This window comes from Corynebacterium sp. KPL2850 (assembly GCF_040225855.1).
In the GTDB taxonomy this organism is placed as follows: domain Bacteria; phylum Actinomycetota; class Actinomycetes; order Mycobacteriales; family Mycobacteriaceae; genus Corynebacterium.
Genome location: NZ_JBEHFV010000022.1, coordinates 30740 through 45761, shown reverse-complemented (window position 1 = coordinate 45761; position 15022 = coordinate 30740). Strand labels below are relative to the sequence as shown.

The following is a 15022-nucleotide window of genomic DNA, read 5'->3' as shown; positions in this document are numbered from 1 at the left end:
GGCATGGTGGAAAGGTACCTCACTTCCCCAGCGAGATGCTGGTTTCAAGGTGTCCACCATCTGGGGGTCAGGTCCTCCCGACTAAGCCCGAACAACTATTGATTACTAATGGTGCGCAGCATGCGACAAATATGGCAATCGAGATGTGGATGTCTCAAGGGGATACGATTTTTTGCGAGGATCCAACCTATCGCGGGACTTTGGAAGCGTTATCGCTCAAAGGCATTAAGACGCATGCGATTCCACGGGCCGCTCTCGGGACTTCAAGCCTAGAGACGTATTTAGGCGGGACGCATGACGAAGTTTTATATTGTCAGGCCAGTGTACATAACCCCACAGGAACGATTTTATCTGAAGAGCGTGTAACAAAGCTCGCTGAGTGTGCACTGCACTATAAAGTCAAAATTATTGAGGATTGCAGTAGTTTTGATCTCACATTAGGAATTTCGGTAGGTAGGACTTTGGCCGGACGTATTCCGGATGACAATCACTTATTGATTGGAACCCTCTCGAAGCTTTTTTGGGGTGGATTGCGTATTGGTTGGATTCGTAGCTCTGAAAACAATATTCACATGCTACGCGAGATTAGAAAAGTATCAGATTTGGCTCCACCAGTATTCGAGCAGATAATCGCGGTTAAGCTATTGGATAAAGCCAAGGAGGCTCGTAGCGAGCGTCGCAAAATGCTCACAAAAGGTTTCGAGCGTACAACACGATTCGTTTCTGAGTTACTGCCAGAGTGGGATATCTTGCCAGTTGATGGTGGCACTTCCATTTGGATAAACTCTCACCGAGACGCTACAACGCTGGCGTCCTGTGCTGCGTCAGCTGGAGTTCTTTTAGCACCAGGGAGTATGTTCTCACCTTCAAACGGATTCTCGACCTTTTTGAAATTTCCTATTTGGCGTGACGAGGAAACTCTTTCTAGAGGGCTACAAAAAATCGCGAATAGTGCGTCCTCCTAAGGCGGCAGACCTTATTAATTCGGCCTCAAGGCCATATAGACGCTGTCTAAATGCTGCTTTCACATGAACAAGACCGCCTACGTGGCTGGATTTAGCCCACGCATCCATTACGAATGGCGGCGGAGGTAGTATGATGCCCATGAGAAGCTTTTTGAAGCATTTCCGGCCATTCTGCGTCTCTGCCTTGATAGCCATTGTGCTCGGGGTTCTGTTTAATGACCATCATTGGGCACTGATTTTAGTGGTCACAATTTTGCTCATAGGTGTTGTTCTATCGCTGGCGGATTATGCTTCCGAACGAGGTCGAAAGAATGAGGGTGAGCGATGAATCGGAAACTTCAGTTGTTATTGGCCACCGGATTCGTCGGCGTGGTTTTGCTCATCGTAGCGCCGATTTTAATTAACGTCGGAATCGATGCTGCCGATGCTAGGCAGCAATCAGGTAATGCTGTAGTTCCGTTGCTTTCAGCGGGCATCGGGATCGTGCTAGTGATCCTCGCGCTGGCTCGTTCCGGTCATGCATTTGAAAAGTAGAATGTAAAAGCCGTGCGCTAGAAGCGCCAGTTTTCGGGGCTGCACTCCTCGCGGGCATGAAGAGGAGTCGAGGTTACGCGTCGCCAATCAACCTCCTGGTTGGTGCAAGTCTCAACCGCCTCTGCGATTCAAAGCCGGACAAGTTGGGGCAAGATATGTATTTAGAGAAATTGATCCCCTCGGCTATCCGGTCACGGTGGTGACTGGGAAGGAGTATTTACATGAAGGCTTTGTATAGGGCAGCGATTTTCTATCTCGTCCTCGGCTTGCTCGCTGGTTTGTTTTATCGGGAGTTTACGAAGCTGCAAGATTTCCCAGAAGGGGAGTACACGCAGCTAGGAGTGGTTCACACCCACTTGTTGGCGTTGGGCTTCATGATGTTCCTGATCTTCTTGGCACTGGAAAAGCTTTTCGTTCTGTCGCGTCACCGCCAGCTATTCAACTCGTTCTTCTGGCTGTACAACGTGGGCGTTGTGCTTACCGTTGGAATGCAAATTTCACACGGCATTTTGACGGTGTTAGGCAAGGAATCCAATGAGATGATTTCTGGTATTGCTGGGCTGGGCCATATCTTCATCACAGTAGGGCTGACGGTCTTCCTCGTGAATTTGGGCCGGGCCATCAAGGAACCAGATGCAGGCAGCGCCAATGCTTCGGTGAACGCCTAACTATGAGCGAGCGCAGCGCTCAAGAACGCTCAAGAAAACGTCACGGCGCCTACTCGCCGCGATTGGTTAAGCCGGGCGGTTCTTTCCGTCGGGCTGGGCGTCATTGTTCTAGATGGCACCATCGTCGGCGTGGCATTGCCCTCGATCATCACTGACCTGCAGCTCAACCTGACGCAGGCGCAGTGGGTCAACAGCCTCTATGTGGTGCTACTGGCGGTGCTGCTGCGCCGACGGGCAAGAATGCGGATACCTGAGGACGCAAGCGCGCGTTCCTCACCGGCCTGACAATATTCGTGGCAGGCAGCGTATTGGCGGGATTTTCTACCTCCGCCGCCACGTGGATCTCCGCGCGCGCAGTACAGGCAATCGGTCCTGCGTTCATCATGCCTTCCACGCTTTCCACGGTTAATACCGTAGTCCGCGGCAAATACCGCGCAGCAGCCTTTGGTGTGTGGGGCGCGGTGATTTCCGGCGCGGCAGCGGTCGGACCGCCTGCCGGTGGTGCACTGACGGAATGGGTGTCCTGGTATTCGCGATTATCGAGGGCCCCGACCTAGGCTGGTGGGAGCCCCAATCCTCATTCAGCATCTTTGGCTGGACCTGGTCCGAAAACGCGGCTATTTCACCGGTTCCGCTAGCGTCCGCGATTTCGGCCGTGGGCTTCGTGCTGTTTATCAGGTGGGAAAAGCACCGCGAGCGGAGGCACCGCTCGGCGCTGTTGGATCTTGAATTGTTTTCTTATTCCACGTTCTCGTGGGGCAATATCACCGCTGGTGCGGTAGCAATCGGCGAGTTTGCCATCATCTTCGTGCTGCCGCTGTACCTGATTAATGCGCTAGACCTCAGCACGATGTTGGCTGGCCTGGTGCTGGCAGCCATGGCAATCGGTGCATTTTTCTCCGGTGCCGCAGCCCCCCACGTCGCGGCACGGTACGGGGCGCCTGGCACCGTGCTCATCGGGCTCGGCTTGGAAGCCGTCGGCGTCCTTATCTTCGTCCTGCTTATGGGGCCGGATACGAATGGTTGGATCATCGCCGCACCGCTGACCCTGTACGGCTTGGGCCTGGGGTTCGCCTCCGCAACGCAAAGCACCGTGCGCCAGATTGGGGCAGTGGTGCAGGCCTTAAGCGAGGGCATGACCAACGCCGCGCAGTGGTCACTCGTCGCCGCTACTGCGTTCCTCGCGCTGGGCTTTGTTGGTGCACTTCGGGTGCGCCGTGCTGCGGGGGAGAAGGGGACCCCGCAAGCAATGCTGATCTCGGTGCCCGCGTTAATCGCGTCCCGAACTGATTTTCCACCCGCGTGCTGCTTTGCGTTGCTGCCAGAAGTGACGGTAGATACCGGGGACATCGGAAAGCTCAGCGTGGGTACCAAGTTGGCTGACGTGCCCGTGTTCATCCAAGACTACTATTTGATCAGCAGATTTGATTGTATCCAGCTTGTGGGCGATGACGATAAAAGTAGACTTCTCCCGTAGCTCGTCCATTGCGGCAAGGATATTTGCCTCATTTTCTGCATCGAGCGCGGAAGTTGCTTCATCAAAGAGAACAATCGGCGCTTGTTTGAGCAGCGCGCGAGCAACAGATACGCGCTGGCGCTCGCCGCCAGACAGAAGCCGTCCTCCTTCACCAACCGGAGTGTGCCACCCTAGCCGGTTCGCAATAGACGTCACGCCTGAAAGATTAGCTGCACGGAAGATTTCCTCATCGGAGGCATCGGGACGACCAACGCGGATATTAGCAATCAGCGAATCATCAAAGAGATAGACGTCCTGAAAGACCATGGATAGTCTGGACATTAGCTGTTCGGTTCCAAGCTCGCGGATATCTACGCCGTCAACCATCACCGCCCCGGAATCTACATCCCAGAATCGCGAAATAAGGCGCGCAATTGTGGTCTTTCCGGAGCCAGAAGGGCCGACAATGGCGGTAACGGTGCCCGGTTGGGCGTGGAAGGCGACATCGACCAATACCGGCTTATCTCCGTATCCGAACGTGACATTGCGCAGCTCAACACTGCCCGAGCCGTCTCCTGTGCGCGGAGTAGTGGGTTCTGGCAGGGAAGGGGCATCGGTAATGAGCTCGGTTTCTGCAAGTGCGATACGGCCGACGTCTAAACCGACGAAAGAAGAGCCCAGCTGCTCAAGCGTGCGGGTAAACCTCAAGCTGATTCCGATGATCGCAATTGTTTCTAGTGGCGATAGGGCGCCTTCAACGGCAAGATCCGCGGAGACCATAATGAGAGCCACGATGAAGATCTGCACTACTATGCCGTTGAGTAGCAAAGCTAATGTGGATACCCATAGCTCGCGTATCCGTGCTTTATGATCGATTTCTAGTGCTTGCTCAAGCGGCGCAAACCCTTGTGATTTTCCCGCCGCGCGCAAGGCCGGCTGGCGGTTAGCAAATTCTACGATGCGCTGGGAGAGCTCTTTACTCGGCCCGAGTGCGCGGTTCGATGCTTTCTCACGAATCCATGCAGCCAACTGCATCACCACGAGCGCCAATGGTGCGATGATTAGAAAGACCAATCCCAACCGCGGATTCCAGAAACACGCTCCAACCAACAGGGTCATAAGTGCTGCACCATCGCGGTACACCATGCCTTGAGTATGTGCAAGAGTCTCGGCCGCCACCATAAAACGATCTGAGACGAGACGAGATAGCCCGCCGGTATTAGCCGGTATGAACCAGCCGAGCGGTAGCGTTGCCAATTTATCGCCCACAGTCGTGTGCGCGGTTCGGATGAAATCCAAGGCCGTGTGGTAAGAGGCCATGGTTGCGAAAAATCGTAGCGCAAAAGCTACGAGCGCAATTGCCAAAAGCGTCCACATCCATGGTGCGATCGTCGTATCCCCATCGAGTGCCTTTGTAAGTGGCACGAGCGTGAGAACGGCGAGGCCGTCAAGCACGCCAACGATAAGCGATAGACAAGCATGCCTTTTATTGAGCTTATGACCTACAGGACTTTGCAGCTTTTTGACACTGCGAGTAAGTAACGGATCACGAAGCCGCGAACTAGCAGGCGTGGTGGCATTAGACATGAGAATTATCCTTCACAGGCTTGAGGCGGATTATTTGGTCTGCGCCTTGGATTGACTCCGGTTTGTGGGCTATGACCAAGACGGTCTTGTCTCTTACGAGTGTGGCCAGAGCCGCTTGAATTTCTGCTTCACAGTCAGGATCAGTTGCCGCAGTAGCTTCATCCAGGATCAATATTGGGGCATTGGTAATAATTGCCCGGGCAATAGAAATGCGTTGCTGTTGTCCACCGGATAAAGAGATGTTCTCACCAACAACGGTGTCGAGCCCAGCCGGTAAAGCGCGAATATCAGCAGCTATGTGTGCGGCCTCTGCTGCTTGCCAGATCTCTTCATCGCGAGCTTCTGGGCGTGCAAGGCGAATGTTTTCCCGAATACTCATGCGCAGTAAGTGAGGATCTTGTAAGACGAAAGCCACAGTGCGGTACAAACTGTCGAAAGTGAGATCACGGATATCCACGTTGTTGATAGTGATTGTGCCCGAATCTGGATCCTGGAAACGCGCCAGCATCGTTGCTGCTGTGGATTTGCCAGACCCGGAGGGGCCAATCAATGCCGTGACAGTGCCTGCGTTTAGTTGCGCAGAAAAGTCTTGGAGGACTGGTGTGTCTGGGGCGTAGCTAAAGCTGACCTTGTGGAATTCCACCGCCATGTCTTGACTACTGGCATCGAGGCTCTTTGAACCTTCTTTCACATGGGAAATTGTCATGACTTCATCAAGGCGCAACGCCGCATTGCCAGCGAGCTGGTAAGACCACATCATTCGGCCGACGGTTTGAATCGTGCCCGGGATCACCAGTGCAATCAACGTTGTTGCGATGACTTCAGCGACCGTGACATAGCCACCAGCTATCAGCAGGGAACCGACTCCTACATTGATAAGGATGAGGACAGGAACCGCCACCACGGATTCTGAAATTGCGCTAACGCGAAGAAGCGGACGTACCCACTCGTAATAGAAGTCAGCGAATTGTTTAGCAGCTTCGCGGTACCGAGCGTGGGCTTTGCCAACGGTGCCGAAAGCCTTGACGACGGAAATACCTTCGGAGAACTCCACTGCAGTGGCAGAAACCTCTCCAAGATAATCGTCCATTTCCGCAGTTTTTGTGCCCATATCTTTCATTGAATACGCCTGGATTGCTAGGAAAATGGGCACAGTGGCAATAGAAAGTAGGCCAAGGCGCCAATCCAAGATAGAGGCATAAACTAGAAGCGCAAGAGGCGTGAAGATTGCGGCAACTTGCTCTACAGGAGCATGGGCTGTCAGGGTGTGCAGAGTTAGCGTATCGTCCTCGACTGCTTTGCGGACTTTGCCGGAATTAGTCTGGCTAAACCACGAGAGTGGTGCTTTCGCAATAGCGGTAATAATTCGGCGCCGGTTAATCCCCACCAGTTTTGCATCAGCGAAGTGGGTGATCGTAAGGGCAAGGAAATAGAAGAATAGCTGGCCCAAAAATGCTGCAAGGAGCCATTTCACAATGGACGCGATGTCATCAGTATTGCCGTCGATTAGAGCATTTCCCAGTGCCACCAACGCGACGTAGGGTGCTACGGCGAGTACCGAGGATATAAGCGCGAGAAACTGTGCGAAGTAGATGGTTATTTGTACTGGGGCCAGTAGCTTTTTTAGAGCAACCTGGCCGGCTTTTTGTTTTGCGCGAGCCTCTTCTTCCGGTGACGCACCGTGTGATTCTGGTGCGTGGGTTCCGCTTGATTCTGTGGAACTTTGTTTTACCTCAGACATTTCTTTCTCGATTCTTATTGATTTCCGTCATATCGATGATTCTGGTGACTGATTCTTGGATGAATTCGTGGTCATGGGTGATAACGATGACCACTGCGCCGCTTGCTGCAAGAGATCGAAGCAGCGCAGAGATGGATTGCAGTTGGCGCCAGCCCACTCCAGAGGTAGGTTCATCGAAGATGTAGACCTCTGCTTGCTCGGCTTGGGCTGAAGCTATGGCTAAGCGTTGCCGTTGCCCACCGGACAGAGACTGCGGATGCCGTTGGGCCATCTTTTCCAGATCGAGGCGATGGAGAATCTCGTTGACATCGATGTGGTCCCGCTTCTTCTTTGCCAGTCCGAGCGTGACCTCTTCTTCGGTGGTGGCAGCGAATAGCTGGCGGCCAACGTCCTGCATCACCATGTACGCGCTACGCCTCCGAGCTGTTGCTCCTACGCGTTTGCTGTTCAAACGGAGGCTACCGCCGCGTTTGGGAGAAGCAAGACCACAAATGATCCTGGCGAGGGTGGTTTTGCCAACACCGTTGGACCCGATTAAGGCGGTGACTTCGCCGCTGGAGAAAAATGCGTGGTCAATGTTTAGCACCTCATGCGTGCCGTAAGAAAAACGGATATTGCTTAACTCGAGTCCGCTCCGCTGGGGATCGGCGTTTTCGGGCGTGGGTGGTGCCGGCACGCTCGCGGGCAGGGGAACGTGGTGTAAGCTGCGTAGCCCCAATTGTTTGCGTTCGGGTTCGTCTAAGGCATAAAACTCTTGCGCGTGGAAACTCCGCGTTATTTTTCCCTGAGTCAAGTAAATAACTTGGTCAGCGATATCTTTTAAGAAAAAGAGGCGGTGATCAGCGATAATGATCGTTGTGCCTAATTCCTTCAAGCGGTGTAGTACGCGTGCAAGAATATCGATGCTTTCCATGGAGAGGTTGGACGTGGGTTCATCGAGAAGCACGAGACTGCCCGGGGACACAAGCGCGCATGCGCATGCCACGGTTTGTAGCTGTCCACCGGATAATTCTTTGAATCGCCGGCCCCGAAGATCGTTAATGCCTAGTCGCTCGACCGCTGATTGAATCCTAGATTCAATTTCTGTGGGATCCATACCAAGGTTTTCTAGCCCGAAGGCTAATTCTGCATTGACGCTTTCAGTGAAAAACTGCGTCCGTGGATTCTGGAATACTGAGGCGCTGAACTCGATGGTGCGGGAGAGCGGTTCTTCTGCAGGGTTAAAAGCCTGGTCATCCTTTGTAATAGTGATGGTGCCTAGTAGCTCTCCTGGATTGAAATGGGGGATGAGTCCGTTGATCAACTTGAGCACCGTGGACTTTCCCGATCCGGAATCACCGGTAATCAGTAGGCACTGTCCTGGAGAGACAGAAAAAGACACATCAGATACACCTTGAATGCCTGGCCGAGCGCCCAATGGATATGTAAAAGATACTTCGTGGGCGTTTACACTGGTGGCGACACTGTGTTCGATCATGCGGACACCTCCGTGGGAAGCCAGACAGAGGCAACAACGAGGCCCAACCCAGCTAATGCAGTTGCATCGACAAGCTTGAAGGAAAGATCGGCGGTGGTGGTTGGGCGTGTGGGTCCTCCCAATCCGCGGACAAGAGCAGAGGCAGCGAGCTCATCACCAGCGCGGACGACGGCGCCTAACAAGGGGATGATCAGCATCGCGGACGATTGTGTGGGCTGTGTAAACCAGCTTTTCGCTCCAGGCTGGAGACCCCGAAGGACCATGGCATCGCGGATGGCTTTGGCTTCTGCCACGATGATCGGCAAAACGCGCAGGAATACCGCCGGTGGAATGGTGGCCCAGCCTGGTAAACGCAGGTCCCGCAGTGCTGAGGTCAACGTGGATGGTGTGAGAGTGAGCAAGCCGAATGCGCCGATGGACATGCTGATGACGAAACGGCTTAGCCACGAAAAAATTGCCGCCGAAAAAGCGAAAAATGTGGAGCCAGGAAGCTGTAATAGGCCCCAATACCCTGAATAGGATAATGCAAAAGCACACAGGCAAATAAGACCATAGTGTGGCTTTACTGTAGCTAGTGCGATGGAGCTAAAGGCGATAGAAATCAGGAGTGTCGGTAGGTGGCCGTGGCTGAGAGCTACCGCATTGATTACTAGAACAGAAAGCAGCACGGTCCGTGGATCGATCGAAGATCGACGAAGCACGCCCTGTTTTTGCAGGCTCACAGGAGACCAGCGCTTTCAAAGTGTTTGCGGCTGACGCGAACTCCGACCTTTCCTCCGATAAAGCCAACGATGAGCGCACAAATGGCCAGTACTCCAATGGTCCATGGCTGGAAGATTTCCGACATAGCATCGGCGTATTCTTGGCCCATTTGGTCTGCGATATCGACGTAGTATGAGTCCGTATCCAGAATTAGCGGGATAAAAGGCAAAGAAACCCAGGCACAGAAGACGCCATAGGCAATAGGGAAGGACTTGGCAATCCCGAGTCGGCTTTTTGTGATAATCAAATCCGCGATAAACCCAAGAATTATGCTTCCCAGCAAGGTCCAGAAGTAGTGCCCGGTGAGCATGAAGGCTAATCCATTAATACCGCCGACAAGGGTGAAAGCGCCCATTTTGGGCGTGCGGGCGGCATAAAGTGCTAGCACGATTCCATTTGCAATTGCCGCGATGAACCAGCCAATGAACATGAATTGTGGTCCTGCGAATCCGACCATCCCGGTTACAAAGGTGATTACAAAGTAAAGTGCAGCAAAGATGCCAGCGTTGATGAGATCTCTGGTGTTTAAACGTGCTGTCGACCCACTGGATGAGCTTGTAGTCCGTGCGGGCGTAGAGGACTGTTGGGTCATGGTAAACCTCGATTCATGAACAGTAGTGAAAGTAAGGCTTACCTAAAACATATAATACTTTTTAAAAGGTATTTCTAGACTGATCTCAAGATTCACCCTTAATGGTGGCGAATGCAGATAAGCGGTTATTTTATGGATCATAAAATAACTACTTATCGACATGAGGAAACTAAGGTGTACCGCCTCTGCATGCTTGGACCGAATGAAATCAGACAGCAAACGGATCGTTATCGGGATTGCTGTTGACGATGAGCTCAATATGGTTGGTCACTGAGAGTGCTGTTTCTTCACCGAAGAAGTAAGTAATGAAAGCCACCGCCATATCAATTCCTGCCGCCACACCGGATGATGTCCAGAGATTGCCGTCGTGGACCCATCGAGCTTGCTTTTTCCATTCAATTTTCTGGCCGTGCGTTCTAACCCAGTCGAACGCGTTCTTATTTGTGGTAGCGGTGTGGTTTTCTAAAAGGCCCGCGGCGGCGAGTAATGCTGACCCAGTACAAACTGAGGTGATGATGTCCGCCGAGCTTGCAAGGGCGGTTAGCTGGCGGAGGAATTCTGGATCTTGAACAAGTGAGCGTGTACCGCGTCCTCCTGGCACGAGCAGAGTATCTCCAGAGAAAGATTCAAAACGCATTGTCGGAACTATGCGTACCCCTTGAGCGCTGCTTACCGGACTGTCATGTTTTGACAGATAGTTGACTTCAAGGCCTGGTGTATTTGCGAGTACTTCTGCGGGGCCAAAAACATCGAGTAACTCGAACCCATCAAAAAGTACGATGCCAATGTTGTGCGGACGCGTCTGGCTCATGACTAAACCGTATCAAAACCGATTTTGACGACCTTAGTGTTTTGGTACGCGGGGTCAATAAGCAGAAGCGTGAAAAAATTTACCCCTCTGATGCAGGTCAGAGGGGTACACATTGGTGCCCCAGAGAAGATTCGAACTTCCGACACCGGCTTTAGGAGAGCCGTGCTCTATCCCCTGAGCTACTGGGGCGGGGATGTTGCTTATGCAACTCGGATCATCATAGCAGTGGGGCGCGAGTGCGCCCCAAAAGGCTGCGTGCGCGGCCATTTGTATAGGTCCGGCCAGCAGCCTTAGCTATGAGGTTTAGGCGCCTGCCAGCTCTTCCTGCTTATTGCGCACGGAGGATGCGGGCGGGTTGGTCTCGTGGGTGCCGTCGGAGTACAAGACGGTGGGGATGATGCGGTTGCCGTCGTTGACGGACTTGATCCACTCGTTGATGTCGTCAGTGTTATCGCCCTCTACGTCCACGAGCTCGTATGGGGTTTCGGTGCGGTCCAAGTTCTTGATGAGCTTGGCGCAAAATGGGCACCAGTCGGCGTAGAAGATGGTGACATCGGCGTTGGTTTCGGGTGCTTGTACAGTCATTATGCTGCGTCCTCTCTATCGTAAGTTAAAAAGCGGTACTTCATGGGTAGCTCGCTGGCCGGCTGCTCGGGAAGCTCTAAATGCCCCGTGTCAGAGGTAAGCCAATCCGTGCTGTAGGCCAAGCCGAACGTATCGGGGATATCCGGGGCAAAGACAGCGTCAGTGCCATAGATATCGCCGATGTTTACTCCCATGAGAGTGACCTCGATGCGGTCTACCTGGTCCAAGGCGGCGGTGTAGATTTGGCCGCCGCCGATGACCCAGGCATCGGCAAGCGCGGGCATCGTTCTGCCCACCGTAGCACCAGTTGACCACGTGCCGGGTGCGCGCGAGGAGAGCACGTAATTGTCCCGGCCGGGCAGGGGACGGAACTTGGGGTTGAGGGACTCCCAGGTCTTGCGGCCCATGATGACCGGCGCGCCCATGGTGACGTCCTTGAAGTGCTTGAGATCCTCCGGCACGTGCCAAGGCATCTGGGCGCCATCGCCGATGATGCCGTCCAGGGACTGCGCCCAGATCGCGCCGAGCATTAGACCGACACCTGCGCCTTGATGGCCGGGTGCGGGTCGTAGCCTTGTACCTCAAAATCGGCGAAGTCATAGGAGAAGAGGTCCTTCGCCTTGTTGAGTTTAAGCTGCGGGTACTCGCGCGGCTCGCGGGAAAGTTGCTGCTGTACCTGCTCCACGTGGTTGTTATAGATATGGCAATCGCCGCCGGTCCAGATGAGATCGCCCACCTTGAGGCCGGCCTGCTGGGCAAACATGTGGGTCAGCGCCGCATAAGAAGCGATATTGAAGGGCACGCCCAGGAACATATCCGCCGAACGTTGGTAGACCTGCAGCGACAGCGTGTCATTGGCCACGTAGAGCTGGAAGAGCAGGTGGCAGGGCATAAGCGCCATCTGGTCGAGCTCCGATACATTCCACGCGGAGACCAGGTTGCGGCGCGAGTCCGGGTTATTCTTCAGAGTATCGAGCGCCTGCTGAATTTGGTCGATGTGGCTCCCATCCGGGGTGGGCCAGGAACGCCACTGCACGCCATAGACTGGGCCCAAATCGCCGTTCTCATCGGCCCACTCGTTCCAGATGCGCACGTTATTATCCTGCAGGAATTTCACATTGGAATCACCGCGCAGGAACCACAGCAGCTCGCCGATGATCCCGCGAAAGTAGACCTTCTTCGTGGTCAGCAACGGGAAGGATTCCGCAAGGTTATAGCGCAGCTGCGCGCCGAAAATGGAGCGCGTGCCGGTGCCGGTGCGATCGCCTTTGGCCGTGCCTTCTTCGAGGACGCGGCGGAGGAGATCCTCATACGGGGTTTTGATAGTGGCACTAGAGGCGGTGGACGTATCACTCATGGTGCCCCAGTGTAGAACGTTAGAAAGCCATGGGGATAGTTGAAATTTTTATTTCCTGTCGGCGCTGGTAGAGGGGCTGCTTGCTCGAAGTGTTTCTCGCAGTGCCTGCTCGATCGGGGTGGCTTCCCACTGGACGCCAGCACCACTCAAGATGGAGGGACGCTCCCACAGATAGCGCATCTCCAAAAGACCACGAAGGTCGGAATTAAAGAGCCCGCCAAGCTTGAGCATCCACGGACGCAGCGTTATGGGTGAGTGTCGACAGCCTGCGAGGTATGCGAACTCCGCCTGGGTAATTGCAGGGGCGCAGGGTACGGAAATGATAGGTGGGCTGGTGGGGTCAAGGAGGGCATCGGCAAGCGCGCGGCCAAAGTCCGGAAGGTAGGTAACCGAATGCTTGGTATGCGCGTTGAAGAGTGCGAGGGGAACGCGCTTGCCGATGATCAGTTGGTGATACACGCACCCCGGGCCAGAATCCGGGCCAAATAGATCTGCGGCCACCACCGATACGGTGCGGGCAGGTGAAGCGAGGCGGGTATTGATGAGCGCAGCGCGCACGCCGGGTTTTCCTTGTCTGGATGTGGTTAAAGGGGTACCGGGTGAAAACGATTTGTAGCTCGGATCGAATCCGTAGATGGATTCTGGAAAGACGATGGGGATGGCGCGTTCGGCGGCGATGCGGAGGGCTGTGTCCTCAGCGGGGATTAGGAGCGTGCGCCATGCCTCGGCGGTATAAGCGGCGTGGATGCAGTGGACAATGCCGTCGACGTCTGCGGGATAGGACTCTTTTTGGGTGGCATCGCCGGTGATGTGCTGTACGTATGGGCCTAGGTCGAGCACTGAGCCATGGCGGCTCATGATGATGCATTCATGGCCCCGGGAGGTGAGTTCGCGGGTAACCGCACGGCCAACGGGCCCGGCGCCAGTGATGAGAAATTTCATTATGCGGAGTCCTATTCATATTAGTGACTGGTGCTCTCTAAAAATATAGGGCGGGGCCACTGAAAGCAAGAGCAGTGCTCTCTTTTGTGAGTTGCTATAGTTTGCTCATGGCACAAACCCCACGCGAGCGCGCCCGAGAGCAGACGATGACCCGCATCATCGAGCTGGGGCGGCAGCAACTAGCTAGTGGTGGTGTAGAGGCGCTGAACCTACGGGCCATAGCCCGTGAGCTAGGAATCGTCCCTTCTGGTATTTACCGCTACGTCCCGGATAGGGCGAGCCTTATTACTCTCCTCATCGTTGATGCTTTTGACTCCCTAGATGGGGCTGTGGCGCGCCACGATGATCCGAGTGTGCAACCGCGTGAGCGATTCATTGGCCTCGTAGGTGCGATGAGGCAGTGGGCCCTTGAATTTCCGCAACGGTGGGGCCTGATTTATGGCACCCCGATTGTGGGCTATCAAGCGCCAACCGCCGAGACGATAGCAGCGGGCACCAAAGTGAGCCGTCGCCTCGCCTCCTTGCTTGAGCAGTCCACGGTAGTGCCGCTGAGGCAGCGCTCGCCCCACCTGGATGCGGATATGGAGGCAGCCGCGAAAGATATGGGCTCCGATCTCAGCGCGGACGCCATGGAAATGGCGCTGGAGGCCTGGGTGAGGATCATCGGGCTGATTAACGCCGAGGTTTTCGGCTACCTAGGGCGCGATACGCTGAGCGAGTTCGCCGAGTTCCATGCCCGATCGGTAGCGCGGCTCACTGATGAGTTGGGGCTCTAAAAGCCGCCATTCTCCTCGGCAAAGGCCGCTGCGTGCTCCAGAATCTCATCTTTGAGCTCGGGGCGGCAGATGAGCAGATCGGGGATGAAGGTGTCCTCGTTATTGAAGGTGATGGGGCTGCCATCGAGGCGGGAGCAGTGCAGGCCGGCTGCCATGGCAACACCTACCGGGGCGGCCTGGTCCCATTCGTATTGGCCGCCGGCGTGAATATAACCGTCATAATCACCCAGCAGCACGTGCATGGCCTTGGCGCCGGCGGAGCCGACGCCCTCGGTTTCATAGCCCATCTTTTCCGCGATATAGCCGGCCACCTTGGGTGGGCGGTTGCGGGAGATGACGAATTTCTTGGATAGCGGGCCGGCGACGGCGCGCACATCGGAGGACTTGAAGGTCACGCCGTAATCTGGAAGGCCCACCGCGGCGTGGACCGGGGTGCCGTCCTCAATGAGCGCGATGTGCACCGCCCAGTCCTGGCGGCCGGTGGCAAATTCCTTGGTGCCGTCAAGCGGATCCACGATCCAGACGCGCTTCTTTTTTAGCCGGGCAAGGTCATCGGAGGCCTCTTCAGAAAGCACGCCATCGCCGGGCCGGTGCTGTTCTAATACGCGGGCGATCCATTCTTGGGCGGCGTCATCGCCGGCATCGCCAAGCGAAAGGCCCCGCAGCAGACCACCATTGCGTACGCCCTTTAAAATCTCGCCGCAGCCTTGGGCGAGCGAATTGGTCAGGCGGGAATCAGAAATCTCGACGGTCATGGTGCCCACATTAC

At 54.8% G+C, this 15022-nt stretch carries 17 protein-coding genes, 1 tRNA gene and 1 pseudogene; 7 read left to right on the top strand and 12 right to left on the bottom strand.

Going from position 1 to position 15022, the window contains the following annotated elements:
- The 6 genes and pseudogenes from ABRP93_RS08405 to ABRP93_RS08380 all read left to right on the top strand — a co-directional run.
- On the top strand, nt 1–965 hold a 965-nt coding region (locus ABRP93_RS08405; protein WP_349887635.1), incomplete at its 5' end, for an aminotransferase class I/II-fold pyridoxal phosphate-dependent enzyme.
- 324 nt (nt 966–1289) lie between these two features.
- Nucleotides 1290–1499 (top strand): hypothetical protein, encoded by a 210-nt coding sequence (locus tag ABRP93_RS08400; RefSeq protein ID WP_349887634.1) that lies wholly within the window; start codon nt 1290–1292, stop codon nt 1497–1499.
- A 221-nt stretch (nt 1500–1720) separates the two neighbouring features.
- Nucleotides 1721–2167 carry a DUF2871 domain-containing protein gene (locus ABRP93_RS08395; RefSeq protein ID WP_349887633.1) on the top strand — a complete coding sequence of 149 codons (447 nt, stop codon included), beginning with the start codon at nt 1721–1723 and terminating at the stop codon, nt 2165–2167.
- Between the two features lie 129 nt (nt 2168–2296).
- Entirely contained in the window at nt 2297–2452 is a 156-nt protein-coding gene (locus tag ABRP93_RS08390; protein WP_349887632.1) for a hypothetical protein, read from the top strand.
- An 8-nt stretch (nt 2453–2460) separates the two neighbouring features.
- Nucleotides 2461–2724, top strand: a complete 264-nt coding sequence (locus ABRP93_RS08385) for an MFS transporter (RefSeq protein ID WP_349887631.1) — start codon at nt 2461–2463, stop codon at nt 2722–2724.
- Nucleotides 2682–3203, top strand: a pseudogene (locus ABRP93_RS08380) (MFS transporter); the annotation flags it as partial. The gene ABRP93_RS08385 and the pseudogene ABRP93_RS08380, both read left to right, overlap by 43 nt.
- A gap of 234 nt (nt 3204–3437) precedes the next feature.
- Here ABRP93_RS08380 and ABRP93_RS08375 read toward each other — a convergent pair.
- The 11 genes from ABRP93_RS08375 to ABRP93_RS08325 form a co-directional block, all read right to left on the bottom strand.
- Nucleotides 3438–5210, bottom strand: a complete 1773-nt coding sequence (locus ABRP93_RS08375) for an ABC transporter ATP-binding protein (protein ID WP_349887630.1) — start codon at nt 5208–5210, stop codon at nt 3438–3440.
- Nucleotides 5203–6951 (bottom strand): ABC transporter ATP-binding protein, encoded by a 1749-nt coding sequence (locus tag ABRP93_RS08370; protein ID WP_349887629.1) that lies wholly within the window; start codon nt 6949–6951, stop codon nt 5203–5205. Before ABRP93_RS08370 ends, ABRP93_RS08375 begins: the two co-directional genes overlap by 8 nt.
- The gene (locus ABRP93_RS08365) at nt 6944–8428 is read right to left on the bottom strand and encodes an ABC transporter ATP-binding protein (protein ID WP_349887628.1); all 1485 of its coding nucleotides are present in this window, start codon (nt 8426–8428) and stop codon (nt 6944–6946) included. Before ABRP93_RS08365 ends, ABRP93_RS08370 begins: the two co-directional genes overlap by 8 nt.
- Complete coding sequence (locus tag ABRP93_RS08360) at nt 8425–9096, bottom strand: energy-coupling factor transporter transmembrane component T family protein (RefSeq protein WP_349887638.1); 672 nt, start codon at nt 9094–9096, stop codon at nt 8425–8427. Before ABRP93_RS08360 ends, ABRP93_RS08365 begins: the two co-directional genes overlap by 4 nt.
- Before the next feature lie 50 nt (nt 9097–9146).
- Nucleotides 9147–9782 (bottom strand): MptD family putative ECF transporter S component, encoded by a 636-nt coding sequence (locus ABRP93_RS08355; protein WP_349887627.1) that lies wholly within the window; start codon nt 9780–9782, stop codon nt 9147–9149.
- 208 nt (nt 9783–9990) lie between these two features.
- Nucleotides 9991–10593 (bottom strand): DJ-1/PfpI family protein, encoded by a 603-nt coding sequence (locus tag ABRP93_RS08350; RefSeq protein WP_349887626.1) that lies wholly within the window; start codon nt 10591–10593, stop codon nt 9991–9993.
- A 113-nt stretch (nt 10594–10706) separates the two neighbouring features.
- Nucleotides 10707–10782, bottom strand: a tRNA-Arg gene (locus ABRP93_RS08345).
- A 114-nt stretch (nt 10783–10896) separates the two neighbouring features.
- Nucleotides 10897–11178, bottom strand: coding sequence for a glutaredoxin domain-containing protein (locus tag ABRP93_RS08340; RefSeq protein ID WP_278722723.1), 282 nt, complete (start codon nt 11176–11178; stop codon nt 10897–10899).
- On the bottom strand, nt 11178–11708 hold the full coding sequence (locus ABRP93_RS08335; RefSeq protein WP_349887624.1) for a dihydrofolate reductase: 531 nt from the start codon (nt 11706–11708) through the stop codon (nt 11178–11180). Before ABRP93_RS08335 ends, ABRP93_RS08340 begins: the two co-directional genes overlap by 1 nt.
- Entirely contained in the window at nt 11708–12535 is an 828-nt protein-coding gene (locus ABRP93_RS08330; protein ID WP_349887623.1) for a thymidylate synthase, read from the bottom strand. The genes ABRP93_RS08335 and ABRP93_RS08330 overlap by 1 nt, the downstream gene beginning before the upstream one ends.
- A gap of 48 nt (nt 12536–12583) precedes the next feature.
- Nucleotides 12584–13477 carry a Rossmann-fold NAD(P)-binding domain-containing protein gene (locus ABRP93_RS08325; protein ID WP_349887622.1) on the bottom strand — a complete coding sequence of 298 codons (894 nt, stop codon included), beginning with the start codon at nt 13475–13477 and terminating at the stop codon, nt 12584–12586.
- 107 nt (nt 13478–13584) lie between these two features.
- Here ABRP93_RS08325 and ABRP93_RS08320 point away from each other — a divergent pair, with 107 nt between their 5' ends.
- On the top strand, nt 13585–14253 hold the full coding sequence (locus tag ABRP93_RS08320; protein WP_349887620.1) for a TetR/AcrR family transcriptional regulator: 669 nt from the start codon (nt 13585–13587) through the stop codon (nt 14251–14253).
- Here the strand turns inward: ABRP93_RS08320 and ABRP93_RS08315 are convergent.
- Entirely contained in the window at nt 14250–15008 is a 759-nt protein-coding gene (locus ABRP93_RS08315; protein ID WP_284644548.1) for a 3'(2'),5'-bisphosphate nucleotidase CysQ, read from the bottom strand. The two genes, ABRP93_RS08320 and ABRP93_RS08315, sit on opposite strands and share 4 nt — an antisense overlap.
- Nucleotides 15009–15022 lie beyond the last annotated feature (14 nt).